This is a genomic window from Kribbella sp. NPDC003557 (genome assembly GCF_040610805.1).
Classification (GTDB): Bacteria; Actinomycetota; Actinomycetes; order Propionibacteriales; family Kribbellaceae; genus Kribbella.
Genome location: NZ_JBEXMY010000010.1, coordinates 16,890 through 43,063, shown reverse-complemented (window position 1 = coordinate 43,063; position 26,174 = coordinate 16,890). Strand labels below are relative to the sequence as shown.

At 69.7% G+C, this 26,174-nt stretch carries 21 protein-coding genes; 7 read left to right on the top strand and 14 right to left on the bottom strand.

Annotated elements, in window-relative coordinates:
• Window positions 1-209 precede the first annotated feature (209 nt).
• The 4 genes from ABZW60_RS35090 to lpdA all read right to left on the bottom strand — a co-directional run bounded on the left by ABZW60_RS35090 (window position 210) and on the right by lpdA (window position 6,999).
• Window positions 210-2,513, bottom strand: a complete 2,304-nt coding sequence (locus ABZW60_RS35090) for a DUF222 domain-containing protein (protein ID WP_355484337.1) — start codon at window positions 2,511-2,513, stop codon at window positions 210-212.
• Window positions 2,514-2,557: 44 nt separating this feature from the next.
• Window positions 2,558-3,445: a TIGR01777 family oxidoreductase gene (locus ABZW60_RS35085; RefSeq protein ID WP_355484335.1), complete on the bottom strand. Its 888-nt coding sequence runs from the start codon at window positions 3,443-3,445 to the stop codon at window positions 2,558-2,560.
• Window positions 3,446-3,544: 99 nt separating this feature from the next.
• Window positions 3,545-5,476 (bottom strand): 2-oxoglutarate dehydrogenase, E2 component, dihydrolipoamide succinyltransferase, encoded by a 1,932-nt coding sequence (gene sucB, locus ABZW60_RS35080; protein ID WP_355484333.1) that lies wholly within the window; start codon window positions 5,474-5,476, stop codon window positions 3,545-3,547.
• A gap of 149 nt (window positions 5,477-5,625) precedes the next feature.
• A complete protein-coding gene (gene lpdA / locus ABZW60_RS35075; RefSeq protein WP_355484331.1) occupies window positions 5,626-6,999 on the bottom strand; it encodes a dihydrolipoyl dehydrogenase in 1,374 nt (457 codons plus the stop codon).
• 159 nt (window positions 7,000-7,158) lie between these two features.
• On the opposite strand from lpdA, the gene ABZW60_RS35070 reads away from it, so the two are divergent.
• Complete coding sequence (locus ABZW60_RS35070; protein ID WP_355484330.1) at window positions 7,159-7,476, top strand: hypothetical protein; 318 nt, start codon at window positions 7,159-7,161, stop codon at window positions 7,474-7,476.
• A gap of 35 nt (window positions 7,477-7,511) precedes the next feature.
• Here the strand turns inward: ABZW60_RS35070 and ABZW60_RS35065 are convergent, their stop codons facing one another.
• Entirely contained in the window at window positions 7,512-9,008 is a 1,497-nt protein-coding gene (locus ABZW60_RS35065) for a leucyl aminopeptidase (protein WP_355484328.1), read from the bottom strand.
• Between the two features lie 98 nt (window positions 9,009-9,106).
• On the opposite strand from ABZW60_RS35065, the gene gcvT reads away from it, so the two are divergent.
• The 6 genes from gcvT (at window position 9,107) to ABZW60_RS35035 (ending at window position 16,641) form a co-directional block, all read left to right on the top strand.
• On the top strand, window positions 9,107-10,219 hold the full coding sequence (gene gcvT / locus ABZW60_RS35060) for a glycine cleavage system aminomethyltransferase GcvT (RefSeq protein ID WP_355484326.1): 1,113 nt from the start codon (window positions 9,107-9,109) through the stop codon (window positions 10,217-10,219).
• Window positions 10,220-10,512: 293 nt separating this feature from the next.
• Complete coding sequence (locus tag ABZW60_RS35055; protein WP_355484324.1) at window positions 10,513-11,520, top strand: ABC transporter permease; 1,008 nt, start codon at window positions 10,513-10,515, stop codon at window positions 11,518-11,520.
• 40 nt (window positions 11,521-11,560) lie between these two features.
• Window positions 11,561-13,321 carry an ABC transporter substrate-binding protein gene (locus ABZW60_RS35050; protein WP_355484322.1) on the top strand — a complete coding sequence of 587 codons (1,761 nt, stop codon included), beginning with the start codon at window positions 11,561-11,563 and terminating at the stop codon, window positions 13,319-13,321.
• A 92-nt stretch (window positions 13,322-13,413) separates the two neighbouring features.
• Window positions 13,414-14,406, top strand: a complete 993-nt coding sequence (locus ABZW60_RS35045; RefSeq protein ID WP_355484320.1) for an ABC transporter permease — start codon at window positions 13,414-13,416, stop codon at window positions 14,404-14,406.
• Window positions 14,403-15,578 (top strand): ABC transporter ATP-binding protein, encoded by a 1,176-nt coding sequence (locus ABZW60_RS35040; RefSeq protein WP_355484318.1) that lies wholly within the window; start codon window positions 14,403-14,405, stop codon window positions 15,576-15,578. Before ABZW60_RS35045 ends, ABZW60_RS35040 begins: the two co-directional genes overlap by 4 nt.
• A gap of 19 nt (window positions 15,579-15,597) precedes the next feature.
• Window positions 15,598-16,641 carry a dipeptide ABC transporter ATP-binding protein gene (locus ABZW60_RS35035; protein ID WP_355484316.1) on the top strand — a complete coding sequence of 348 codons (1,044 nt, stop codon included), beginning with the start codon at window positions 15,598-15,600 and terminating at the stop codon, window positions 16,639-16,641.
• Between the two features lie 55 nt (window positions 16,642-16,696).
• Here ABZW60_RS35035 and ABZW60_RS35030 read toward each other — a convergent pair whose 3' ends face one another.
• From ABZW60_RS35030 to ABZW60_RS34990, 9 genes are all read right to left on the bottom strand, one after another.
• Entirely contained in the window at window positions 16,697-17,944 is a 1,248-nt protein-coding gene (locus ABZW60_RS35030; protein WP_355484314.1) for a sugar ABC transporter permease, read from the bottom strand.
• Window positions 17,941-18,759, bottom strand: coding sequence for an ATP-binding cassette domain-containing protein (locus ABZW60_RS35025; protein ID WP_355484312.1), 819 nt, complete (start codon window positions 18,757-18,759; stop codon window positions 17,941-17,943). Before ABZW60_RS35025 ends, ABZW60_RS35030 begins: the two co-directional genes overlap by 4 nt.
• Before the next feature lie 120 nt (window positions 18,760-18,879).
• Window positions 18,880-19,953, bottom strand: a complete 1,074-nt coding sequence (locus ABZW60_RS35020; protein ID WP_355484310.1) for a substrate-binding domain-containing protein — start codon at window positions 19,951-19,953, stop codon at window positions 18,880-18,882.
• Window positions 19,954-20,034: 81 nt separating this feature from the next.
• On the bottom strand, window positions 20,035-21,210 hold the full coding sequence (locus tag ABZW60_RS35015; RefSeq protein WP_355484308.1) for an ROK family transcriptional regulator: 1,176 nt from the start codon (window positions 21,208-21,210) through the stop codon (window positions 20,035-20,037).
• Between the two features lie 150 nt (window positions 21,211-21,360).
• Window positions 21,361-22,104: an adenosylcobinamide-GDP ribazoletransferase gene (gene cobS / locus ABZW60_RS35010; RefSeq protein ID WP_355484306.1), complete on the bottom strand. Its 744-nt coding sequence runs from the start codon at window positions 22,102-22,104 to the stop codon at window positions 21,361-21,363.
• Window positions 22,105-22,181: 77 nt separating this feature from the next.
• Complete coding sequence (locus ABZW60_RS35005; RefSeq protein ID WP_355484304.1) at window positions 22,182-22,709, bottom strand: bifunctional adenosylcobinamide kinase/adenosylcobinamide-phosphate guanylyltransferase; 528 nt, start codon at window positions 22,707-22,709, stop codon at window positions 22,182-22,184.
• Complete coding sequence (locus tag ABZW60_RS35000; RefSeq protein ID WP_355484302.1) at window positions 22,702-23,511, bottom strand: ECF transporter S component; 810 nt, start codon at window positions 23,509-23,511, stop codon at window positions 22,702-22,704. The genes ABZW60_RS35005 and ABZW60_RS35000 overlap by 8 nt, the downstream gene beginning before the upstream one ends.
• Complete coding sequence (locus tag ABZW60_RS34995; protein WP_355484300.1) at window positions 23,508-25,118, bottom strand: ATP-binding cassette domain-containing protein; 1,611 nt, start codon at window positions 25,116-25,118, stop codon at window positions 23,508-23,510. Before ABZW60_RS34995 ends, ABZW60_RS35000 begins: the two co-directional genes overlap by 4 nt.
• Window positions 25,115-26,128, bottom strand: coding sequence for an energy-coupling factor transporter transmembrane protein EcfT (locus tag ABZW60_RS34990; protein WP_355484298.1), 1,014 nt, complete (start codon window positions 26,126-26,128; stop codon window positions 25,115-25,117). Before ABZW60_RS34990 ends, ABZW60_RS34995 begins: the two co-directional genes overlap by 4 nt.
• Window positions 26,129-26,174 lie beyond the last annotated feature (46 nt).

Here is a 26,174-nt window from a genome sequence, read left to right as displayed (position 1 = left end):
CGTGGACCTGGCTCGGGCGTGGACCTGGCTCGGGCGTGGACCTGGCTCGGGCGTGGACCTGGCTCGGGCATGGACAGGCTCGGGCATGGACAGGCTCGGGCTCAGCTCCGACTCGGCCTGGGCTTGGACCCGGCTTGGACCTGGCTCCGACTCGGGTTGGGCTCTGATTGCGAGGGGGCGGTTCTGAGGGTGGGCCAGAGGGTGGGGGATTAGAAGGGTGGGGGATCGGACGGCTGGTGGGCTGTGGGTCGGGCGGTTTGGGGGTGGGGGGACGAGGGGTGACCGGATGGGGGATGGTCGGTTGGGTGTGGGGGTTGCCGTGGTGCGATGGGGCCCCGGGCGGGTGGGACTGTGGTGTAGCGGTGGCCGGTGGGGGTTGTGAGGGTGACTGAGCCGTCGGGGTGGGGTGTGGTGGTCCAGCCCCAGGCGGGGGTGTCTTTGATGACGTGGTGGTAGTCGCAGTACGGGACCAGGCCCGCGAGGTGGGTCTGGCCGGATTGTGCGAAGGGGGTTGCGTGGTCGCGGTGGCATTCGCGGGACGTGCGGTTGCAGCCTGGCCAGGCGCAGACGGGGTGGCGGGCGAGGAGGGTTTCGGTGACGAGTACGCCGGGGTCGTGGCGGGTGGTCGCGGCTTCTAGGACTGTGCCGTTGGTGGGGTCGGTGAGGAGTCTGCGCCAGGTGCCGTTGGTGGCGATGCGGCGGGCCATGTCGGCGGGGATGGGGCCGTAGCCGGTGAGTTCGCAGGGGTCGTCGTCCATGCCGAGGAGCGTGGTGATGGGGACGAGGACCTCGATGTGCGGGCGTCTGCGGTGCTGGTCGGGCAGGCGGCGGCCGAGCCAGTCGAGACCGTTGTGCAGCATGTGTTCGAACAGGTCACACACGGCGTCCGCGCGCCGCTGTTCCGCGGTCCGCTTCGGCTCTGCGGCTCGCTCGCGTACAGCCGGCGCCTGGGCGTCAGGCTCCTGCGGGTTGGGCTCCTGGGTACGGGGCTCGTCGATGCCCGGACCGCCTCTGCCTGGCTTGTGTGCGGCTGGCCTCCGTGCGTCGAACTCCCGCGTGGGTGACGTGCGTGGGCCTGGCTCCTGCGTGGCTGGCTTGGATGCGCCTGGCTCCTGCCCATTGGGCTTGTGGATGCTCGGCTCGTGGATGCTCGGCCCGTGAGTGACCGGACCGTGGATGACCGGCTCCTGGGTGCTCGGCTCCGGTGTGCCTGGTTTGGGCGTGCCTGGCTCGTGGTCGAAGCGGGACATGATCGCGCCTCGACCGCGGAGTGTGCCTGGCTCCTGCGCGTCCGGCTCCTGTGTGTCTGGCTTGTGGGTGCGCGGCTCGGCGGTGCTCGGCTTGTGCCTGCTTGGTTTGTAGATGCCCAACTCGTGTGGGTCTGGCTCCTGTGGGTGTGGCTCGTGTGGCGCTGGCTCGTGTGGGCCTGGCTTGGGTGGGGCTGGCTCGTGTAGGCCCGGCTTGGCTGGGGCTGGCTTGGGTGTGGCTTGCGGGGGCGTTGGTGTGGATGATGTGGGGTCGGGGGATGGGGTGGGGGTGGGGGTGGGGGTGGGGCGTTTGGCGAGAGTGGCCATGGCTTGGATGACTGCCCACATTTGCTGGATCTTGTCGGCGGTGTGGACGACCCAGAGGCCGGCCATGCCGTCGGAGAGGGGCACGATTTTGCACGTGCGGTCGGCGGTGGCCGCGCGGTGAGCGTCGGCTTCGCCGGGGGTGGGGTTGCGGGTGGTGTGCTTGGCGACCTGGCGGCGTAGTGAGGCGTTGAGGTTGGCGTGGGTTTGGCCGGGGGCGCGGCGTAGTACGTGGGATTCGACGGCGCTGGCGGCGGCTGGGGGCAGCGGGCGGGTGGCCTCGGAGATTGCCAGGGCTTTGGACCAGGTGAGGGCGCCGCAGCGGAGTGCGGTGTGGGTGGCGGTCAGGGAGCCGGTCAGGTGGAGGGCCGTGTCGATGTGCCGGCCGACCGTCTGGGGTGACAGTTTGAGGGCGGCGGCGATCTCGGCTGACCAGGACCGTTCGGGATCGATGGGGCGCCCGTGTGAGTCGAGCTGTGTCGGGCGGGGGATGTCGGCGGCTTGAGCCTTGCGTTGCCGGTAGAACGACGCCATGGCGGCGGCCTTGATGGACGCGGCCCAGGCTTCCATCCGGGACGCGGCCTTCATCGCCTCGATCAGTGCGACCGGTGACTCGTGCTCGGGTCGCAGTTCCTCCAACGCTGCTGCCAGTTCGGCGCCAGGCGGGAGGAACACCCACGCGGGGGCCTTCAGGCGCAGCATCTCCTGCTCGGCGGCGTCCTGATCGACGCCTGCCCACAACTCCCACTCGAGTTGGTCGACGCGCGACATCGGCGGCAGGTCGTCGTACAGATCCTCTTCGCTCAGGAAGCGTGGAGGGTGTGGGTCGTCAGGGTCGTACAGGTCGTCGGGTGGAGGTCGGTACGCCACCTCGGCAGTCGTGAACCACGGATCGGTCGGCGCTGGTGCGCCGAGGGCTGGATTGGTAGCGACCACCGTCATGCAGGTACATTAGAACATCTGTTCGATTGAACCAAATCCGACGACTAAGCCAGGGCGGCGGAGATCGCGGTGGTGACTGTGGGGTGGTGGAAGGTGAAGCCGGTGGACTGGAGGCGGGTTGGCAGGGCGCGTTTGCTGCCGAGGAGTTCCCAGGCGAATTCGCCGAGGGCGAGCTTCATCAGGGTCGCGGGGATCGGGACGAAGGCGGGGCGGTGCAGCGCGGTGGCTAGGGCTTCGGTGAGTTCGGAATTCGTGGCCGGGATTGGCAGGGCGACGTTGACCGGGCCCGCCACGGTGTCGTTCTCCGCGACGTGCCGGACGGCGCGGATCCAGTCGGTCAGAGAGACCACGGGGAAGTACTGCGTCCCGGGGCCGAGCCGGCCGCCGAGGCCTAGGCGGAACGGGAGGGAGAGGAGTTGAAAGGCCGGTGCCTTGCGGTCGAGCACTACGCCCGTACGCAGAGCGGCCACCCGGCTGCCGGCCGCCTGGGCCGGTTCGAGCGCGCCTTCCCACAGGCGGACGACGTCGGACAGGAAGCCTTCGCCGAGTTCGGAGTCCTCGGTGAGGATGCGGTCGCCCAGGTCTGTGCCGTAGCCGCCGATCCCGCTCTGGGTGATCAGCGTCGGTCGCCGGTCGAGTTGCGCCGCGGCGGCGGCCAGGGTCGCGGTCGTTGCGATGCGGCTTTCGCGGATCGTTCTCCGGTACGTCGGTGTCCACGGGCGGCCGATGTTCGCGCCGGCCAGGTTGACCAGGACGTCGGGATCGTCCAAGGCCCTCAGATCCAGATCACCGGAGGCCGGATCCCAGCGGATCTCGTCGGGGGTCGACGGCGGACGGCGTACCAGCCGGCGGACCTGGTGGCCGTTGGCAACCAAGTCGCGGGCGAGGGCCTTGCCGAGGAAGCCGGAGGCGCCGGCCAGCACGTACTTCATCCCGTTCAGCTCCTTGTCCGCTCACCACTGGCGGGTCAACATAACAGCGCCGGTGCCCATCTCCGGGGAGACAGGCACCGGCGCCGGTGTCTTGATGGATCAGACGTCGAACTGGGCCTCTTCGAGGCGCTGCTTGACCGCCGTCAGGTAACGGGCCGCGTCGGCGCCGTCGACCAGGCGGTGGTCATAGGTGAGGGCCAGGTACACCATCTGCCGGATCGCGATGGTCTCGCCGAGTTCCGGGTGGGTGATGACGACCGGGCGCTTCACCACGGCACCGGTCCCGAGCATGCCGACCTGCGGCTGGTTCAGGATCGGGGTGTCGAACAGCGCGCCCCGGCTACCGGTGTTGGTGATGGTGAACGTGCCGCCCGCCATCTCGTCCGGCAGCACCTTGTTGTTGCGGGTGCGGTCGGCGAGGTCGGCGATCTTCTTCGCCAGGCCGGCGATGTTCAGGTCGCCGGCGTTGTGGACGACCGGGACCATCAGGCCGCGCTCCACGTCCACCGCGATGCCGAGGTGCTCGGCCGCGTGGTACGTGATCTCGCCCTTCTCCTCGTCGATCGACGCGTTCAGCTTCGGGTACTGCTTGAGCGCGTCGACCGCCGCCAGCGCGAAGAACGGCAGGAACGACAGCTTGACGCCCTCACGGGCCTCGAACTCGGCCTTCTTCTTGTTGCGCAGCTTGGCGATCTCGGTGACGTCGACCTCGACCACGGTGGTCAGCTGCGCCGAGACCTTCAGGCTGTTGACCATGTGGGCCGCGATCGCCTTGCGGATCCGGCTCATCTTCTCGGTGGTGCCGCGCAGCGGGCTGATCGTCGGGGCCTTCGCGGCGGCGGGGGCCGCGGCCTGGGCAGCCGGAGCCGGTGCGGCCGCGGCGGCCTTCTTCGCCTCGGCGGCGGCGATCACGTCCTGCTTGCGGATGCGGCCGCCGACGCCGGTGCCCTGTACGGCGTTCAGGTCGACCTCGTGCTCCGCGGCGAGCTTGCGGACCAGCGGGGTGACGTAGTTCGGGCCGTCGGAGGCGGCGCCGTTCGGCGAGACGGCAGGAGTGGCCGGGGCCGGAGCAGCCTGCGGAGCGGGAGCCTGGGCCGGAGCAGGAGCCTGCGCCGGAGCAGGAGCAGGAGCCGGAGCGGGTGCCTGAGCAGCCGGAGCCTGAGCGGCCGGAGCCTGAGCAGCTGGGGTCTGGGCGGGAGCCGGGGCAGGAGCGGCGGCCGGAGCCGGCGCAGCAGCCGGGGCCTGAGCAGGAGCGGCGGCGGGAGCAGCAGCGGGGGCCTCGGCGGCCGGGGCAGCGGCTGCCGGAGCGGCGGAGCCGGAGCCGACGATGGCCAGCTCGGCGCCAACCTCTACGGTTTCGTCCTCGGCGACCTTGATCTCCAGGAGCTTGCCGGCGATCGGGCTGGGGATCTCGGTGTCGACCTTGTCGGTAGAGACCTCGAGGAGCGGCTCGTCGACGGCCACGTCGTCGCCGACCTGCTTCAGCCAGCGGGTGACCGTACCCTCGGTCACGCTCTCACCGAGCGCGGGCAGCGTCACCGACGTACCCGAAGCGGAGCCGCCACCGGCAGCCGGAGCAGCGGGAGCCTCAGCGGCAGGCGCCTCAGCAGCAGGGGCCTCAGCGGCAGGCGCCGGGGCAGCCGCCTCACCGGCCGGAGCCGACGGAGCCGGAGCGGACGCAGCCGCCTCAGCCGGTGCCGCCTCAGCCGGGGCCGGTGCGGCCTCGGCCGCGGGCTCAGGAGCAGCCTCGGCCGCAGGCTCAGCAGGGGCCGCGGGAGTGGAGCCGGCCTCGCCGGCGTCGCCGATGACGGCCAGTTCCGCGCCGACCTCGACGGTCTCGTCCTCGGCGGCCTTGATCTCGAGCAGGGTGCCGGCGACGGGACTCGGGATTTCGGTGTCGACCTTGTCGGTCGAGACCTCCAGCAGGGGTTCGTCCACGGCAACCGTGTCACCGACCTGCTTGAGCCAGCGGGTGACGGTTCCTTCGGTGACGCTCTCCCCGAGGGCCGGCAGGGATACAGAGGTCGGCATGACGGTCGTTGCTCCTTCGTCTGATCGGTCGAGTGTCAGCCTACGGTGCCGCCTGGGCGAGCGGGATCCGGGTCAGACGGACCCGCACGCCCCACACGGCTCCAACCTACTCGGGCACTCCAGCAGGCCGCCGGATGAAGCCGAGTGGTTCAGTCATGGAAGTGCAAAGGTTTCCCGGCGAGCGCGAGGTGTGCCTCGCCGAGGGCCTCGGTCTGGGTCGGGTGGGCGTGCACGAGCGGCGCCACGTCCGCCGGGTACGCCTCCCAGTTGTAGATCAGCTGGGCCTCGCCGATCAGCTCGCCGACGCGCGAGCCGACCATGTGCAGCCCCACCACCGCGCCGCCGGGGGCGCGGACGAGCTTCACGAAGCCGGCGGTCTTCAGGATCTGCGACTTGCCGTTGCCGCCGAGGTTGTAGTTCAGGATCTCGACGTCGCCGTACTGCGACCGGGCCTGCTCCTCGGTCAGACCGACCGACGCGACCTCCGGCTCGGAGTACGTGACGCGCGGGATGCCGGCCTCGTCGATCGGCGTCGGCGCCAGGCCCGCGAGGTGCTCGGCGACGAAGATGCCCTGCTGGAACCCGCGGTGTGCGAGCTGCAGCCCCGGCACGATGTCGCCGACGGCGTACACGCCCGGCACGCTCGTCTGCAGCGTCGCGTCGACGGTCACGAACCCACGGTCGAGCGCGACACCTACCTCTTCGTAGCCGAGGCCCGTCGTGTTCGGCCCCCGGCCGACCGCGACCAGCAGCACCTCGGCCTCGATCACCTCGCCGCCCGCGACGCGGACCTGCACCCCGGAATCGGTCAACGAGACCGACTCGAACGGCGTACCGGTCTTGAACGCGATCTTCCGCTTCCGGAACGCGCGCTCCAGCGTCTTCGAGCAGTCCGCGTCCTCGGCCGGGACCAGCCGGGGCAGCGCCTCGACGATCGTCACGCGGGTGCCGAACGACGTCCACGCGGACGCGAACTCGACACCGATCACCCCGCCGCCGAGGATCACGGCGGACTCCGGCACCCGGTCGAGCGTCAGCGCGTGCTCGCTCGCGATCACCCGGTGCCCGTCGAGTTCGAGACCGGGGAGCGAGCGGGAGTAGGAGCCGGAGGCAAGGATGATGTTGCGGCCGGTGTACGTCGTGTCGCCGACCTGGACCGTGGTGGGGGAGGTCAGCCGTCCCTCGCCTTCGATGACCGTGATGCCGCGGGCCTTCAACTGACCCTGCAGACCCTTGAACAGCCGGTCGACGACGCTGTCCTTGTACTTGTTCACCCCGCCCATATCGACGCCCTCGAGCGTCGTCCGGACACCGAACTGCTCACCCTCGCGGGCCGAGTCCGCGACCTCGGCGGCGTGCAGCAGCGCCTTGGTCGGGATGCAGCCGCGGTGCAGACAGGTCCCGCCGACCTTGTCTTTCTCCACCACCGCCACCGACAGGCCGAGGGTCGCGGCGCGCAGCGCGGCGGCGTAGCCACCACTGCCGCCGCCGAGAATCACCAGGTCGTACGTCGTACCAGTCACAGGTTCCTCCGGATCGCGGGTTCCAACCTCGGCGTCATCTTGTCACCGATCGGGACCGGATCCATCCCCGGGCCGCGCGCGGCGCGCGGGCCGGAACCGGCCGCAACCGTTATCCAGGATTTCGGCCGGGACTTGCACAGATAGTGGACACTTACTCCCATGAAGTGGTTCGGTCGCCGGCAGAAGGCCGGAACGATGCGCCGGTCGGACAACCCCGACCAGGCGCACCTGCGGGAGTTCGCGCAGACCCGTCAGGGAGTGGAGGGCTTCGTCGAGCCGCGCACCGCGGTGACCGACTACACCCTGCTGCTGGTCGCGGTCGACGGCGAGTGGACCCGGCGCCGGGTCCCGTCGGTCAAATGGGCGCACGACTTCGCGAACCGTCTCGGCATCCCGTCGTACGACGCGGCCGTGGTCGGGTACCCGCCGCGGATGCGGGAGTACAACGCCCGGATGAAGAAGAACGGCGGGGCCTGACCAGCGGTCAGACCCCGCCATGACTCACCGCCGGCTCAGCTCGCCGAGGCGGCGAGTTCCACCAGGGTGCGGACGGCGTAGCCGGTGCCGCCGTTCGGGGTGTAGCCGGAGGCGCCGCCGTCGTTGAAGGCGGGGCCGGCCACGTCGAGGTGCACCCAATCGATGCCTTCAGCAACGAAGTCGCCGAGGAACGCGGCCGCCGCGAGCGCGCCGCCCCAGGCCTCGCCGGTGATGTTGGCGAGGTCCGCGACCTTCGAGTGCGACTTCAGCTTGTCCAGCATCTCGGCCGGGATCGGCAGCGGCCACATCGACTCGCCGGCCGCGACCGCCGCGTCCACCACCCGGTCCCGGGCGGCGTCGGTGTTGCCGAACGCGCCGGCCACCTTGGTGCCCAGGGCAACGACGCACGCGCCGGTCAGGGTGGCCACGTCGACGATCAGGTCGGGCTGGTCCTGGCCGGCCCGGACCAGGGCGTCGCCGAGCACCAGCCGGCCCTCGGCGTCGGTGTTCAGCACCTCGACGGTCTTGCCGCCGTACATGGTCAGGACGTCGGACGGCCGGGCCGCGGAGCCGGACGGCATGTTCTCGGCCATCGCGGCGTACGTCGTCACCTGGACCGGCAGCTCGAGCCGCGCGATCGCGAGCGTCGCACCGATCACCGCGGCGGCGCCGGCCATGTCGGACTTCATGCTGACCATGCCGGACGACGTCTTGAGCGACAGGCCGCCGGAGTCGAAGGTGATGCCCTTGCCGACGAACGCCAGATGCGTGACCGGCTTGCGCGGCGTGTAGGTCAGCCGGACGAGCCGCGGCGGGTTGGTCGAGCCCTGGCCGACGCCGAGGATGCCGCCGTACCCGCCCTTCGCGAGCGCCTTCTCGTCGAGCACCTCGACCTTGACGCCGTACTCCTTGCCGAGCTTGACCGTGTCGGCGGCGAACTCGGCCGGGTGCAGGTCCGACGGCGGGGTGTTGACCCAGTCGCGCACCTGCGCGACGGCCTCCGCGGTCACCCGGGCCCGCTCGAGCGCGGCCTTGGCGTCCTTGTTCCGGGCCAGGTCGGTCAGCACGGTCAGGTTGCCGGGCGCCTCGGCCGGGCCGTCGGACGACTTGTAGGCCGTGAACGAGTAGCGGCCCATCAGCGCGCCCTCGGCGACCGCCCGGACGCACTCGGCGTCCGGCGTCGGCAGTGCGAACGCGACCGACTGCGACGTCTTGGCGGCGCGGACACCGGTGCCGGCCGCGGCCCGCAGGTCCTCGGTCTTCAGCTCGCCGTCGGGCGCGGCGCCGAGACCGACCGCGATCAGTGTGGCCGACTTGCCCGGCTTCGGCCCGGGCACCTTCGTCACCTCGCCGGTCTTGCCGGTGGCGCCGAGACCGGACAGCACCTCCACCAGCTTCCCGCCGTAGGCGGCGTTCAGCGACTCGGTGCCGGCCGGCAGGGTGACGCCGCCGCCGAGTTTGACCACGCCGATGACCACGGCGTCGCTCTTGACGCCGGCGGCATCTGACTTGCTCAGGGTGATGGTGGTCACGAAATCCTCAGTCCTCCTTGACCGGCGGCTCAGACGGCCGGTCGTGACGGTACGTGCAAGCTGCCTCCGCATGCTACGCGTCAGGTAGTTTGCGCTCCATGACCCCATCACCGACACCGCCGACCGATCTGAAGAAGTCCCCGCTGCACGAGCGCCATGTCGCGCTCGGCGCCAAGTTCGCCGAGTTCGGCGGCTGGGAGATGCCCCTGGAGTACTCCGGTGTCGTGGCCGAGCACACGGCCGTGCGGACGTCGGTCGGCGTCTTCGACGTCAGCCATCTCGGCAAGGCGACGGTCAAGGGCCCGGGCGCCGCGGCGTACGTGAACGCGTGCCTGACCAACGACCTCGGCAAGATCGCGCCCGGGCAGGCGCAGTACACGCTGTGCTGCAACGAGCGCGGGGGAGTGGTCGACGACCTGATCGCCTACCTGCACGCCGACGACGACGTGTTCCTGATCCCGAACGCGGCAAACACCGCCGAGGTCGTCCGGTTGCTGCAGGCCGGTGCCCCGGAGGGCGTCGAGGTGGTGAACGTGCACGACGACTACGCGATCCTCGCGGTGCAGGGCGCGCACAGCGACGAGGTGGTGTCCGCGATCGGGCTGCCGACCGGCCACGACTACATGTCGTTCGCCACGGCCGACTTCGGCGGTACGCCGGTGGTCGTGTGCCGCACCGGGTACACCGGCGAGCGCGGTTTCGAGCTCGTCGTACCGAACGCCGCCGCGGTCGCGGTGTTCGACGCGCTGCTGGCGGCCGGCGAGCAGTACGGCATCGTCCCGGCCGGCCTGGGGGCGCGGGACACGCTGCGGACCGAGATGGGGTACCCGCTGCACGGCCAGGACATCTCGCCCGACATCACGCCCGTCCAGGCGCGGTCCGGCTGGGCCGTCGGCTGGAAGAAGGAGCACTTCTGGGGCGACGAGGCGCTGCGGGCCGAGAAGGAGCGCGGACCGGCCCGGATCCTGCGGGGTCTGCGCGCCACCGGCCGGGGTATTCCGCGGCCGCACATGTCCGTTCTGGCGCATTCCGGAACGGCGCTCGGTGAAGTCACGTCCGGGACGTTCTCACCGACGCTGAAGAAAGGTATTGCGTTGGCGCTGCTGGACGCGTCGGTGAAGGAAGGCGACGAGGTGACCGTCGACATCCGCGGGCGCGTGGAAACCTTCGAGGTCGTCAAACCGCCCTTCGTGACCGTCCACGTGCGCTGATCGCCGGCCGCGACCAATTGTGTCTTTTCGTTACATTGCGTGAGATCTTGGCACAAAATGGCCACTGTCGGTGTTGTGCCGACGCGTTTCGCGAACGATTGTGCGCGGATAGTGACGAAATGGGGCAAATGTTCCGTTCGGCTACCCGTTCCGGTAACGATTTGTGCACTGCTGCCGGGACCCGCTGGTTTGGTGTCACGGTGTCGGGCAGGCTAGCGCGCGGCTGTGCGGACAACGCCTGTCAAGAGGATTTGACGGACCGAAATCCGGTCGACTGAAGCTACGGAGTGCGAATGACAATTGGGTCACCCGACTCGACCGTGGGGATCGAAGAACACCCGGCGTCGGCGGAACCGGTTCGGGGTTCTGCTGTACCGCACGGCAAGTCCCCCACCCGGGTGGCAGTGGACCGGCTCCGCAAGGACCGCGTGGCCGTGGTCTGCGCCGGAGTGGTGCTGTTCTTCATCCTGATCGCGGTCTTCGCGCCGTTGCTGACCAAGATCGAGGGCAGCGACATCGGCACGTTCCACCCGGAGCTGGTCGACGAGTACGGCTTCCCGACCTTCGCGGCCAACGCGCAGCACTGGTTCGGTGTCGAGCCGAAGACCGGGCGCGACAACTTCGCCCGCTGGGTGTACGGCGCGCGTCCGTCGCTGGTCGTCGCGTTCGTCGCGACGCTGTTCGGCACCATCGTCGGCGTGCTGATGGGCCTGCTCGCGGGCTTCCTCGGCGGCTGGGTGGACCGGGTCATCTCCTGGCTCGTCGACTTCGTGCTGAGCCTGCCGTACCTGCTGTTCGCGATCGCGCTGGTGCCGATCGTCGAGAGCATGCGCGGCGGGTCGTTCAACCTCTCGCCCGAGGAGCAGGCCTCGACCCGCTTCATCGTGCTGATCTTCGTGCTGTCGTTCTTCGGCTGGGCCGGTCTGGCCCGCATCATCCGAGGCGAAGTACTGTCCCTGCGCGAGCGTGAGTTCGTGCTCGCGGCGAAGGCCATCGGCGTCCCCACCCGGCAGGTCCTGTTCAAGGAGCTGCTGCCGAACCTGGTCGCCCCGATCGTGATCTCGGCGTCGCTGGCCCTGCCGGCGTACGTGACCGCGGAGGCAGGCCTGTCCTTCCTCGGCGTCGGTCTGATCGAGCCGGTCCCGTCCTGGGGCCAGACGATCGCGACCGCAACGAACTGGTTCAAGGCGGATCCGCTGTACCTGTGGCTGCCCGTGCTCGGCATCACCGCGCTCGTTCTGGCGCTGGCCCTGCTCGGCGACGCCGTCCGCGACGCCTTCGACCCCAAGACTCGCCGGTAGCCCGGCGTTGCCCCAGCGGCAGAAAAGGAGAAACACAACAATGCAGTGGAAACGGATCACCGCTGTCACGGCGACGGTCATGCTGGCCGCCGTGGCCTGTGGCAGCCCGTCGTCCAACAGCGGCAAGGACGGGGCCAACGCGGGTGACGCGGGTACCGCCCAGGAGAAGGCCACCGACGCGACCGCGAAGGGCCCGGCTCCGGAGCTCGAGGGCGCCAAGAAGGGCGGCACCGTCAGCATCCTGTCCGACGTCTCGCCGGACACCATGGACCCGACGAACATCTACTTCACCGACACCAACCAGATCGGCAAGTTGATGTACCGGGCGCTGACCCAGTACCGCCTGGACGGTGACAGCCACAAGCCGGTGCTCGTTCCGGACCTCGCCGAGGACCTGGGGACGAAGTCCGCCGATGGCCTGACGTGGACCTTCAAGCTCAAGAAGGGCATCAAGTACCAGGACGGCACGCCGGTGAAGGCGGTCGACTACGCGTACGCGATCAAGCGGTCCTTCGCGCACGACCTGTACGACGCCGGACCGGTGTACCAGGACCAGTACTTCAAGGACGGCAAGACCTACAAGGGCCCGTACGGTCCGAACGGCGCCAACTACTCCGGTGTCGAGACGCCGGATGACAACACCCTGGTCATTCACCTCGCGGAGAAGTTCGACGACCTGCCGTACTACGCGGCGTTCCCGATGTTCACGCCGATCCCGCAGGCCAAGGACACCAAGAAGTCCTACGACCTGAAGCCGATGACCACCGGCCCGTACCAGGTCGACTCCTACACGCCGGGTTCGGAGCTGAAGCTCAAGAAGAACGAGTACTGGGACCCCAACACCGACCCGGTGCGGTACCAGTACCCGGACGCCTTCGACTTCAAGTTCGGTCAGGACACGCTGAAGGTCCAGCGTCAGGTGCTGGCCAGCAACGGTCCGGACGCGAACGCGCTGAACTACTCCGACCTCGACTCCAGCCTCGTGCCTGAGGTCAAGGACCAGAGCCAGCTCGTCACCGGTCCGCAGCCGTGCACCACGGTCTGGGGCCTGGACACCCGGAAGATTCCGATGGAGGTCCGCCAGCTGATCGCCAAGGCGTACCCGTTCGACACCTACCGCAAGGTCGCGGGCCTGACGCCGAAGAGCGCCATCCCGGCCTCGACGATCATGCCGCCGGCTGTTCCGGGCTACGAGAAGTACGAGCTCCCGGGCCTGGTCGGCACCGGTAAGGGCGCCGAGGACCCGGCTGTCGCGAGCGAGGTCAAGGCGAAGCTGAAGGAGCTCGGCAAGGAGAACTTCGAGCTCAGCTGGTACTACGCCAACGACGACAAGATCGCCACCCAGGTCACCCAGCTGCGGACCCAGACCTACACCGCCGCCGGATTCAAGGTGAAGGCCATCGGTGTCGCGAAGGCCAAGCTGCGGACCTTCCGCAACGACCCGGCTGCTCCGGTCAACATCGGCCAGGGTCCGTCGGGTTGGTGCTCCGACTGGCCGTCGGGTGCCAGCTGGTTCCCGGTGCTGTTCCGGTCCGACGCCGTCGAGCTGAGCAACAGCATCGGCATGCTGCAGGACAAGGCGCTGGACGCCGAGCTCAACCGCGTCAACGCCCTGACCGCTGACGAGCAGCTCAAGGAATGGCCGAAGGTCGACAAGATGATCATGGAGAAGTACCTGCCGCTGATCCCGCTGTACTACAGCGCGAGCAACTACCCGGTGGGTAAGAACCTCGGCCACGTCATCAACGACCCGACGCAGGGTCTGCCGGAGTTCACCTCCATCTTCCTGAAGCAGCCCTGATCGGCCTTCGGGTAACAGCAGTCTGATCGTCTGACGACGGATGGTGGCCGGACCGCGGTCCGGCCACCATCCCTCAGCGAGGAGAATCCTTCGTGCTCTACTTCGTGGCGCGCCGGCTGGTGAGCGCGCTGAGCGTCGTGCTGGTCACGCTGATCGTGACCTTCGCGCTGTTCTTCGTTGCGCCGACCGACCCGGCCGGCGCGATCTGCGGTGATCGCAACTGCACCCAGGAGCGATACAACGAGATCAAGGAAAACCTGCACCTGGACCGGCCGCTGGTGCAGCAGTTCACCGAGTACACGGTGGGCATCTTCGCCGGACGTACCTTCGAGACGGCCGGAGTCAAGCAGAAGTGCTCGGTGCCCTGCCTGGGCTTCTCCTTCAAGAACGACCGCCCGGTCACCCAGATGCTGAAAGAGCGACTACCGGTCACAGTCTCGCTGGTCGCCGGCTACGCGGTGATCGTGCTCACGATCGGTGTCTTCGTGGGCTCGATGGCCGCGAAGAGACGGGGGACGCTGGGCGACCGCGCGCTGATGAGCAGCACGCTGGTCCTCAGTTCGGTGCCGTACTACATCGTGGCGCTGATGATCTCCCTCTACCTGACGATCCTGTACCAGATCCTGCCCCGCGGCGGGTACACGCCGATCACGGAGAATCCGGCGGCCTGGTTCACCGGGCTGCTGACGCCGTGGCTGGTGCTCGGTCTCTACAGCTGTACGCAGTACGCGCGGTACTCGCGCGGCTCGATGGTGGAGGCACTCAGCGAGGACTACATCCGGACCGCGCGGGCCAAGGGCCTGTCGGACCGGGTCGTCACCTACAAGCACGGTCTGCGCTCCGGCATGATCCCGGTCATCACGATCTTCGGCCTGGACATCGCCGGCAGCCTCTCCGGCGCGATCTTCACCGAGCGGATCTTCGACCTGCCCGGCCTCGGCAACCTGGTGCTGGAGAGCCTGAGCAACTACGACCTGCCGCTGATCATGGGCACGGTGCTGGTCTCCGCGGTCATCCTGGTCGCGATGAACTTCCTCGTCGACATCGCCTACTCGCTGATCGACCCGCGGGTGAGGCTCGCATGACCACACCAGCCAACGACGACGGTAAGGACGTTCAGGACATGCCGGAAACGTCGGAGACGCCGGCCGCGGACGCCGGCGCGGCCGCGGCCAAGCGCGGCCCGGCGGTCGCCACTCGCGAGCGCCGCCAGGGCGCGACCAATCCGAGCGGCGAGACGCCGTACCTGGTGGTCGAGGACCTGGTCGTCAAGTTCCCCACCGCCGACGGTGTGGTGAGCGCGGTGAACGGGCTGAGCTACTCGGTCCCGCTCGGCCGCACGCTCGCGATCGTCGGCGAGTCCGGTTCCGGCAAGTCGGTGTCCAGCATGGCCGTGATGGGCCTGCACGACCGCAAGCGCACCCGGATCACCGGGTCGATCCGGCTCGGCGGCGAGGAACTCATCGGCCTGTCCGAGAGCGACCTGATGAAGGTCCGCGGCGACGCGGTCTCGATGGTCTTCCAGGACCCGCAGTCCTCGCTGCACCCGCTGTACACGATCGGCAACCAGCTGGTCGAGGCGTACCGCGTGCACCACAAGGTCTCCAAGGAGGTCGCCAAGAAGCGGGCCCTGGAGATGCTCGACCTGGTCGGCATCCCGAACCCGCCGCGCCGGTTCGCGCAGTACCCGCACGAGTTCTCCGGCGGTATGCGGCAGCGCGCGATGATCGCGATGAGCCTGATCAACGACCCGAAGCTGGTGATCGCCGACGAGCCCACCACGGCGCTCGACGTCACCGTGCAGGCGCAGATCCTGGACCTGCTGAACAACCTGCAGAAGGAGTTCGGCTCCGCGATCGTGCTGATCACCCACGACCTCGGGGTGGTCGCCGAGATGGCCGACGACGTCCTGGTGATGTACGCCGGGCGCTGCGTCGAGTACGGCACCGCCGAGGACGTCCTGGCGAACCCGCGGATGCCCTACACCTGGGGCCTGCTCGAGTCGATCCCGACGGTGTCCGCGGCGAACGAGAAGCTGCGCCCGATCAAGGGCCTGCCGCCGTCGCTGCTGAACCTTCCGGACGGCTGCTCGTTCAACCCGCGCTGCCCGTACAAGGACCGGGTGAAGGGCGAGCTCTGCACGACGCAACTGCCGGAACTGCTGCCGGTCGACGGCGCCGGTGCGCACACGTCCCGTTGTCACCTGCACGACAAGGCCTCGATCTACGAGACCGAAGTCGCGCCGAGACTGGGCTGACGAGGGGGACTGAGGAGCCATGAGCGAAACCCTGAGCAACACCGAGCGCGAGACGCTGCTGCAGGTCCGGGACCTGAAGATGCACTTCCCGATCAAGGAGGCCGCCGGCCTCGGCCGGACCAAGAAGGTCGTGCAGGCCGTGGACGGCGTGAACTTCGACCTGAAGGCGGGCGCCAGCCTGGGTCTGGTCGGCGAGTCCGGCTGCGGCAAGTCGACCACCGGGCGGATGATCACCCGGCTGCTGACGCCGACGTCCGGCCAGATCATGTTCAAGGGCACGGACATCGCGCAGCTGAAGGAGAAGGACCTGCGTCCGTTCCGCCGCCAGCTGCAGATCGTCTTCCAGGACCCGTACAGCTCGCTGAACCCGCGGCAGACGGTCAGCAACATCATCAGTACGCCGCTGCGCGTCCACAACCTGGTGCCGAGGGGCAAGGAACTCGCGCGGGTCCAGGAGCTGCTGGAGCGGGTCGGCCTGAACCCGGAGCACCACAACCGCTACCCGAACGAGTTCTCCGGCGGTCAGCGCCAGCGCATCGGCATCGCCCGGGCGCTCGCGGTGGAGCCTGAGGTGATCATCGCCGACGAGCCGGTGTCCGCGCTCGACGTGTCGATCCAGGCGCAGGTGATGAACCTGCTCGAGGAACTGCGCAAGGACCTCGGGATCGCGTTCGTGTTCATCGCGCACGACCTCGGCGTGGTCCGGCACTTCTGTGACGAGGTCGCGGTCATGTACCTCGGCAAGATCGTCGAGCAGGGCAGCCGGGACCAGATCTACAACGCGCCGCAGCACCCGTACACGCAGGCGCTGCTGTCCGCGGCACCGGACCTGGGCACGATCCGGGGCGTCCCGCCGAAGGAGCGGATCCGGCTGGTCGGCGACGTACCCTCGCCGATCGACCCGCCGAGCGGCTGCCGGTTCCGGACCCGCTGCTGGAAGGCCGAGGACATCTGCGCCACGCAGGAGCCGCTGCTGGAGATCAAGCCGCAGTCCGGCCCGGACCACACGGCCGCCTGCCACTTCGCGGAGCCGAAGGTCGACCTGATCGCCGAAACCGCGTAAGAGCCGAGAAAGCCCCCGTCAACGGCGACGGGGGCTTTCTTGTGTCCGGGATCAGTTATGCACGGCCGTGAGCCTGGCGGCTGCGGCGGCTGAGCGAGTCGATCGTGACGGCGATCAGCAGGACGCCCGCAGTGACGATGTAGCGGACGTTGGAGTCCAGGCTGAGCAGGGCCAGGCCGTTGGAGATCGACATGATCACCAGCGCGCCGAGCAGCGCGGAGTACGCCGAGCCGCGGCCGCCGAACAGGCTGGTGCCGCCGATGACGGCCGCCGCGATGGCGTTCAGGTTGGTGTCCGTACCGCCGCTGGCCTGGCCGACCGCGACCAGCCGGGCCGCGGCCAGGATGCCGCCGACGGCCGCGAACGTCGAGCAGGCCGCGAAGACCGTCAGGTAGATCGTGCGGACGTTGATACCGGCCCGGCGGGCGGCCTCGACGTTGCCGCCGACGGCGAACACCGAGCGGCCCCAGCGCGTCCGGCGGACGGCGAGGTCCGTGACCACCACCAGCGCGAGGAACAGCAGGAACATCGACGACACGCCACGGTCGCCGTTCAGGATCGCGACCGGGATCAGCAGCACGACCGCGAGGCCGGCGGCCTTGATCGCGATGACCGAGGTCGGTGCCGCGGACAGACCGGCGGCCGCCCGCGCCGTCCGGCCCTGCAGCCGGCTGAGCGCGTAGCCGACGACGACCAGCGCCACCAGCGCGTAGGCCATCGCGGGCGGCAGGAAGCTCCGCGTCGCGAACCCGACCAGCGCGGAGTCGTACGGCAGGTTGATCGTGCCGTCCTTGCCCAGCACCAGCAGCTGGAGTCCGAGGAAACCGAGCAGGCCGGCGAGCGTGATGACGAAGCTCGGTACGCCGAACCGCGTGTACAGCAGGCCGTAGAACAGGCCGATGGCGACGCCGAGCGCGATCGCGGCGGCCAGCGACAGCACGAGCGGCCAGCCCTGGTTGACGAATGTGACACCGACGAGCGCGGCCGCCACACCGCTGACCGAACCGACCGAGAGGTCGATCTCGCCGAGCAGCAGGACCAGGACGATGCCGAGGGCAATCACTCCGACCGAGGTGGTCTGCAGCGTCAGGTTGACCAGGTTGCGGCTGGACAGGAACGAGCTGTTCGCGATCTGGAAGACCACCCAGATGATGACCAGGCCGACGACCACCGGGACCGAGCCCAGGTCGCCGGACCGCAGCCGTGCGGTGAACGCCGAGACGGCGCCGCTGACGCCGCTGCTCGCGATCAGCCGCTCGTCCTGGAGGTCGGCCGGCAGCTGGGCCGAGTCTTGCGCGGTCATGATTCCTCCCGGCTTCGGCGCGCGGCGCGCTCGGAGACGGCGTTGTCGGTGGCGCCGGTGATCGCGGCGATGATGTCCTGCGTCTTGGTCTCGCTGACCACGAAGACGCCGTTGTTGCGGCCGAGGCGGAGGACGGCGACCCGGTCCGCGACCGCCATCACGTCGGCCATGTTGTGGCTGATCAGGATGACGGCGAGGCCGCGTTCACGCAGCCGTTCGACCAGGTTCAGGACCTCGGCGGTCTGAGCTACGCCGAGGGCCGCGGTCGGTTCGTCCAGCATCACGACCTTGGGCTTGCCGAGCAGGCTGCGGGCGATCGCGACGGTCTGCCGCTGGCCGCCGGACAGGCTGGCGACCGGGATCCGGACCGACGGGATCTTCGCGGACAGCTGGCGGAGCAGCTCCCAGGACTGCCGCTCCATCTCGACCTCGTCGAGCGCGCCCGCCTTGAGGAGCTCGCGGCCGAGGTACAGGTTCGCGACCACGTCGAGGTTGTCGCACAGCGCCAGGTCCTGGAACACGGTCGCGATGCCGAGCTGCTGGGCCTCGGCGGGACTGCCGACCCGGACCGGACGGCCGTCGAACACCATCGAGCCGTCGTCGGCGGTGTAGACGCCGGCGATCGTCTTGACCAGCGTGGACTTGCCGGCGCCGTTGTCGCCGACCAGCGCCAGCACCTCACCGGCCCGGACGTCGAGCTCGATGTTCTTCAGCGCCTGCACGGCGCCGAAGCGTTTGGAGATCCCCTGCAACGTCAGCACCGTTCCGGCGCCGACGTCCAGGGGAGCGGGAGTATCAGGTGGAGTCACAGTCACTCGATCAGCCTCCTGGGCTTATTTCAGGCCATGATCCTCGCCGGGGGCGCGGTTTGGGGAGAGGCCCGGCGCAGCCCTCCCCGCACCTCACTGCGGGGAGGGCTGCGACGAGGGGGCGGGTCAGTTGGTGCTCAGGCCTGCGGCGCTGCAGGCGGCCGCGAAGGACGCGGTGCAGATGTCGGTGACCTTGTAGATGTTGTCCTTGACCACGGTGTCCTTGATGTTGTCCTTCGTCACCGCGACCGGGTCGAGAATCGTCGACGGTACGCCGTTCTTCTCGGTGGTCGACTCCGGCTTGCCACCGTTGGCCAGCGCCACGGCGCCCTTGGCGGCGGCCTCGGCCTGCGGCTTGACCGCCTTGTAGATGGTCATCGCCTGGTCGCCGGCGACGATCCGCTGGATCGCGGCCAGTTCGGAGTCCTGCCCGGTGACCGGCGGCAGCGGCGTCACGCCACCGCCCTTGAGCGCCGCGATCGCGCCGCCGGCGGTGCCGTCGTTGGCGGCGTACACACCGACCAGCCCGTTCTTGATGGCGCTGAGCTGGCCCTCCATCCAGGCCTGTGCCTTGTCGGGGCTCCAGTCCGGGGTGTCGAACTCGGCGGCGATCTTGTAGCCGCTGGCATCGAGCACGCTGTGCGCGCCCTTCTTGAAGTCGGCGGCGTTCGGGTCGGTCGGCGAGCCGTTGATCATGGCCAGGTTGCCGGACGTCTTACCGGCCGCCTTGAGGGCGTCGACCAGGGTCTGGGCCTGCAGTTTGCCGACCGCCTCGTTCTCGAACGACACGTAGTAGTTGGCGTTCTCGATGAACCGGTCGTACGCGACCACGGGGACGTTCTGGCCCTTGGCCGAGTTGACCACCGCGGCGGCGGCCTTGCCGTCGACCGGGTCGAGGACGAGCACGTTCGCGCCCTGGGTGAGCGCGGCCTCGGCCTGCTGTTGCTGCTTCGCGGCGTCCTGGTCGGCGTTGCTGTAGATCAGCTCGCAGTTCCCGCAGGCCGCCTTCAGCGCCTCGGTGAACAGCGGACGGTCGAGCGCTTCGTACCGCGTGGTCTTCGACTCGGGCAGCAACAGCGCGATCTTCTTCGCGCTGCCTGAGCCGCTGCCGGAGTCGTCGGAACCGCAGGCCACCAAAGAGACGGCGAGGGCCGACACGGCGAGGCCGAGGCCGACGATACGGAGTGCTGAGACGGACATATGGCGGCTCCTTGACGAGACAGGCCCCGATTGGCCTGCCCGAAGTCAAGCCCTCCAGCGTCTTGGCGTCAAGACTTGAATTCAAGAAATGGAGATATTGGTGTGACTCAGCATCGACGCGCGGTGGATCGCGCCGACGATGTCCGCCTCGTCGCCGAGCTCGGCGGAGCGCAGCTCGACGGTCGCCGCGGCGCTCGGGATCGCGCACCGGTCCAGGGCCTCGCGGAGCGGGCCGAGGATGAGTTCACCGGCCTCGGCCATCAGGCCGCCGACCACGATCGCCTCCGGGTTCAGCAGGTTGACGACGCCGGCCACGGCGACGCCGACGCGCCGGCCGGCGTCCTCGATCACCCGGCGGCACCCCAGGTCGCCGCCGAGCGCCCGGGTCACGATGTCCTTCAGCCGCAGCGGTCCGTGCGACGCGGCCAGGCTGGTGATCAGCGCGCGGGAGCCGACGAACGTGTCCAGGCAGCCGCGGTTGCCGCAGCGGCAGATCGGCCCGTTCTCGTCGATCGTGACGTGCCCGATCTCGCCCGCCGTACCGGCCGAGCCGCGGAACACGTCGCCGTTGATGACGATGCCCGCGCCGACGCCGTACGAGAACTTCAGGTAGCAGCCGTTCCGGACGCCGCGCAGCGCGCCGGCGTGCAGTTCGCCAAGTGCGGCGAGGTTCGCAGTGTTGTCGAGGGCGACCGGGGCGCGCAGGTAGCCGGACATCGCCTCGGTGACGTTGACGCCGCGCCAGCCGGGGAGTACGGCGTCCGAGCCCGCCTCACCGCTGATCGCGTCGACTGGCATCGGCAGTCCGAAGCCGATCGCGGAAATGTCCTCGACGCCCGAGCTGACGGTTTCGGCCAGGTCCGCGAGGAGGCGGGCGGAGCGTTCCATTCCTTCGTCGGCGACGTGGTCGGCCTGCAACGGCATCAGTTGCTGGGCGAGGATCTCGCGGGAGCCGTTGGCGACCGCGACCCGGACGTCGCGCTCGCCGAACGCGACACCGGCCAGCAGTCCGCCGCCGGACGCCAGTGAGACCAGGACCGCCCGGCGGCCGTTGCGGATGCTGCGCGACAGGCCGACCATGCCGGCCTGGTCCAGCTCGCGGACCATGTTCGAGACGGTGGCGGCGGAGAGCCCGGACGCGGCCGCGATCTCCACCTGGGTGAGCGGGCCGTGCTGGCGGACCACGCCGAGAACGCGCGCACGGTTGGCTTCGCGCAGCGAAGCCTGCGAGCCCGGGGCCGGGCGGGTTGCGTTCATTACATAAAGATAACGGATCGCGGGCCGTATCCGGCCGCCCACCGGTCGTGAACCATCGACATCATCCGCAACCTCGCCGTCACTACCCCACTTGATCGTTCCATCGGCGACAGTAGACCACCCCGGCGGCCGCACGGTGGAGGTGAGCGCTCACACGATCAGGGCGAGCGTCAGAAGGGCTACCGGGAGGGCGATCTCGACGGTCGCGCCGAGCACGTCGCCGGTGGTCCCGCCGATCGCTCGGCGGGCTCGACGGCTGGTGAGCAGGCTGGTCACGACGGCGAGCAGGACCGCGGCCGCGGCACCGAGCAGACGCCCGATCCCCGAAGACGTCAGCCAGCTGAGGGCGAGGCCGGCGGCCAGTACGGCGGCCGTGGTCAGCGCGGCCGCAGTGGGACTCACCGTTGCGGCGACCATGCTTCCCAATCCGTCCGGGCGGGCTGGGGGGATGGACTTCAGGCATGCCCAGGGGAGCGTGAGGCGGCTGGCGGTGGTCGCGATCAGGATCGCCTGCCAGCCGAAGCCGGCCTGCAGACAGGCGGTGAGGGCGGCGACGTCGAGCAGCAGGACGGCGACGATCGCGACCACGCCGAACGGGCCGATGTCGCTCTGCTTCATGATTCGCAGCATGGTCTCGCGATCGCGGCGGCTGCCCAGCGCGTCGGCGAAGTCGGCGAGCCCGTCGAGGTGCAGGCCTCCGGACAGGCCCGCCACTACGAGGACCCCGAGCACCGCTGCGAGTAGGTCGGCGTCGGGCTTCACCAGTTGAGCCAGCACGACCACCACGGTCGCGATTCCGCCGATCAGCGCCCCCACCAGCGGGGCGAGCAGCATTGCTCGTCCGCCCACCGTTCGATCGACCCGGCGAGGAGCCCCGGCCGGAAGCACGGTCAAGGTGCCTAGAGAGAGTTGCGCCGCAGCAGGCCAGGTTCCCGGCCCTCGAGCGGGTGCCCTCTCGTCCGGTGAGTCAGTCATGTGAGCGGCAGGGTTCGGCCGGCGATGGTCCACAGGACTTGGTCGGAGGCGAGCGAGACGGTGGTGTTGAGGCGGCCCATGAGGTCGCGGAAGAGGCGGGTCCCGGGATCCGCGGGGACGATGCCGGAGCCCACGTCATTGCTGACGGCAACTACATGGCGTGGGGTGGCGGACCAGGCGGTCACCAGGGCGGTGAGATGGGTGTCGATCTCGGTCGAACGGGATAGGTCGGACCAGACGTCGAGCTTGTCCATCGTGCGCGACAGCCAAAGAGTGAGGCAGTCGATCAGCAAGGGTGGCCCCGGCGTCTCGAGCAGCGGGACCAGGTCGATCGTCTCGGCCAGGCCCCACGACGCGGGCCGGCGGGCCCGGTGCTTGGCGACCCGCTCGGCCCACTCGGAGCTGCCCGCGTCGTCCCCGCCGGTCGCGACGTACACGACGTCCGGTACGTCGGCCAGCAGGCGCTCCGCGGCGATCGACTTGCCGGAGCGGGCGCCGCCCAGAACGAGGATCCGATCAGCCATGCGTCCTCCCGGAGTCGAAAACCACCGGCGCCTCGAAGGCCGCCTTACGGGCGGTGCGCCGGAACGCGTTCAGGATCGGCCGCCCGAGCAGCAGCACCAGCACCGCGCACAGGATGCCGCGCGGGATGTCCCATCCGAGCGACGTCGCCACCACGAACAGGAAGTACCGGTGCAGGTTGGCCGCGAGCTCGTCGCCGGGGATGAACGAGAAGTCGGTGCCGAACGTCGCGTACGGCCAGAACCAGAGGTTCATGATCAGGCCGTACAGCACCCCCGAGACCAGCGAGTACCCCGCCAGCAGCAGCAACTCGAGCCGTCCGCCGACCCGCGGCAAGAGCCCGGCCAGACACCCGACCCACGCGCACGCGAACATCTGGAACGGCATCCACGGCCCGACCCCGCCGCTGATCAGCGCCCCGCCCAGCAGCGACACCGCCCCCAGCACGAACCCGAACCCGGCCCCGAACGCCCGAGCCGCCAGCACCAGCAGGAAGAACCCCGGCTCGAGTCCCGCCGTGCCCGGGCCCAGCGCCCGCAGTGCCGCGCCGATCGCGGCGAGCATGCCGACCAGCGAGATCACCTTCGCGTCGATGCCGGCCTCCGACAGCTCCGCGAGTACGACGGCCACCAGCAGCGGCAGCAGGAGGACGAACAGCCAGGGCGCGTCGGTCGTGTGGCCGATCGCCGACTCGCCTGCCTGCGCCGTCCGGAAGAACAACGGCCACGCGAAGGCCAGCACGCCGACCGCCGACGCGACGAGCAGCGCGATCGCGCTCCGCGGCCTGAGCAGGATGAGCTTCACGACGCCCGATCCAGTGCGTCAGCGACCTCGCCCACCGTCAGGAACGGCAGCGGTGCCAGGATCTTCGCGACCTGCGGGGCGAAGGCCGGCGACCCGGCGATCACCTCGGCGGTGTCGCCGTCGCTGACCAGTTCGCCGTCGGCGAGCACCATCACCCGCGTCGCGACCTCGGCCACCATCTCCACGTCGTGCGTCGACAGCACCACCGCGTGCCCGGCAGCCGCCAGCTCCCGCAGGATCGCGACCAGCCGGCGTTTGGCGCCGTAGTCGAGCCCGCGCGTCGGCTCGTCCAGCAACAGCAGCGGCGGGGCCCCGCACAGTACGACGGCCAGTGCCAGACACAGTCGCTGACCCTCGGACAGGTCGCGCGGATGGTGTGTCAGCGGCACATCTGGTGCCAGCCGTTCCAGGAGGGCGCGGCAACTACCTGCGGGCACCCTGAAGTCGGAGTCCGCGGCGGCGCACTCGTCCGCGACCGTAGCGGCGTACAGCAGGTCGGCCGGCTCCTGCGGGACCAGTCCGACTGCCTTGACCAGTTCGTTCGGCTTGGTACGTCGCGGGTCCGCTCCGGATGCCGTCGCAGTCCCTGAGCGCGCCGGCAGGATGCCGACCAGCGCGTTGAGCAACGTCGACTTGCCCGCGCCGTTGCGGCCCATCAGCGCGACGATCTCGCCGGCCTTGATGCTGAGCGACACACCGCGCAGCGCGGTCACGGCGCCGTAGCCGACGACGAGGTCGGTGCAGCGCGCCAGCTCTTTACCGAGTGCGGCGACCGGCCGTGAGGGTGTGGAGGAGTCCAGCTGGCCGCGCAGCGCGACCGCGGCGCGCCGTGCGTCTCGTACGGACAGGGGGAGTGGTGACCAGCCGGCCAGCCGTCCCAGTTCAACGACCGGCGGTGCGACCGGTGCAGTCACCATGCGCTCGGCCGGGAGCCCTGTCGACACCGCGGCGGCACCACCGGGTACTTCGATCACGCGGTCGGCGTACTGGATCACCCGCTCCAACCGGTGCTCGGCCATCACCACGGTGACGCCCAGGTCGTGCACGAGCCGCTGGAGCGCGGCCAGTACCTCTTCCGCCGCCTGCGGGTCCAGGGCGGACGTCGGCTCGTCCAGCACCAGCACGGCGGGATGTGAGGTCAGCGCTGCTCCGATAGCGGTCCGCTGGCGCTGGCCACCCGACAAGGAGGTCAGGGCCCGGTCCCGTACGTCTGCCAGCCCGAGCAGGTCCAGCGTCTCCTCGACGCGCCGCCGCATCACGTCCGGCGCCACGCCGAGCGATTCCATGCTGTACGCGAGCTCGTCCTCGACCGTGTCGGTGACGAAGCCCGCCATCGGGTCCTGGCCGACCATCCCGACCACGTCGGCGAGATCGCGCGGCCGGTGCTCGCGGGTGTCCCGCCCGTCGACCAGCACGCGGCCTGCCAGCGTGCCGCCGGTGAAGTGCGGTACCAGGCCGTTGATCGCCCGCAGCAATGTCGACTTGCCGGAGCCGGTGCGGCCGATCACCAGTGCGAGCTCGCCCTCGGGCACGGTGAAGCTCACGTCCTCCAGGGCCGGCTCCCGCGCACCGTCGTACGTCATCGTCACGTGGTCGAACTCGATCATGCAGCCGCCTTCTTCGGGGGTGGTGCAGCCAGTGCGGGGACCAGCCCGATCAGTACGCCGATTGCCGGCAGCACCGGCACCGGTGGGACGACCAGCGGGCCGGCCAGCAGCAGGCCGTTCACGCCGCGGACCGCTGCGAACACCATGCCCCCTGCCGCCACCGCACCGGCCGCTACGACGAGCCATTCGGGCAGCGCCCAGGGATCGGGGCGGTAGCGCGTCCGGGAGACCCGTTGCCGGCCGACCGCCATCGCGGCGACTGCCAGGAGCACGCCGGCCGCGAGTGCGCCCGCCGCGAATGGGAAGGCCATGGAGTCGGTGAGCAACGCGTAGACACCGAGCAGGATGCCCAGCAGCCCCAGCAGCACGCACAACGCTGTTAGTCGACGGTGGACCTTAGGAGCTTGCGCCGTACGGCCGTAGCCGCGTGAGTCCATCGCGGCCGCCAACTCGACCGACCGGTCCAGTGCACCCTCCAGGACCGGCATGGCCGTCGTACGGAAAGAAGCGTGGGTGCGGCCGCGCAGCCGACGTGCTGCACGCACCCGGCGGCCGTCCGTCACGAGTTGCGGCGCGAACGTGAGAGCCACGACGCAGGCGACGCCCATCTCGTAGAGGGCCCCAGGCAACGACTTCAGCAGCCGCCGCGGGCTGGCCAGGGCGTTGGCGGCTCCGACGCAGCAGAGCATGACGGCCAGCTGGAAACCGTCGTACAGCGCCGTCAGCAGGGCCTCCGCCGTGACCTCGCCGCCGAGCTTGACGCCCGCGGCCCAGGCAGGCAGCGGGATCAGCGGCAGCGTGAACAGCACGGTGTTGCCCTGTGAGCGGGTCGACAGCAGGGCCTGCAGGACCACGCGGACGCCGATGACCAGCAGACCCAGCTTCAGGAACGCGGTGAAGCTGTGCGCCCACGGTGCGTCGCTCCGGCGGGCCGAGACCACGAATCCGGTGACGGCGAGGATGAGGGCCAGCAGAACCGGGTTACGGGTCCTGCTGGCCGCAACAGCCATGCACAGCGCCCACAACCACCAGGCCCCCGGGTGGAGTGCCCGGGGG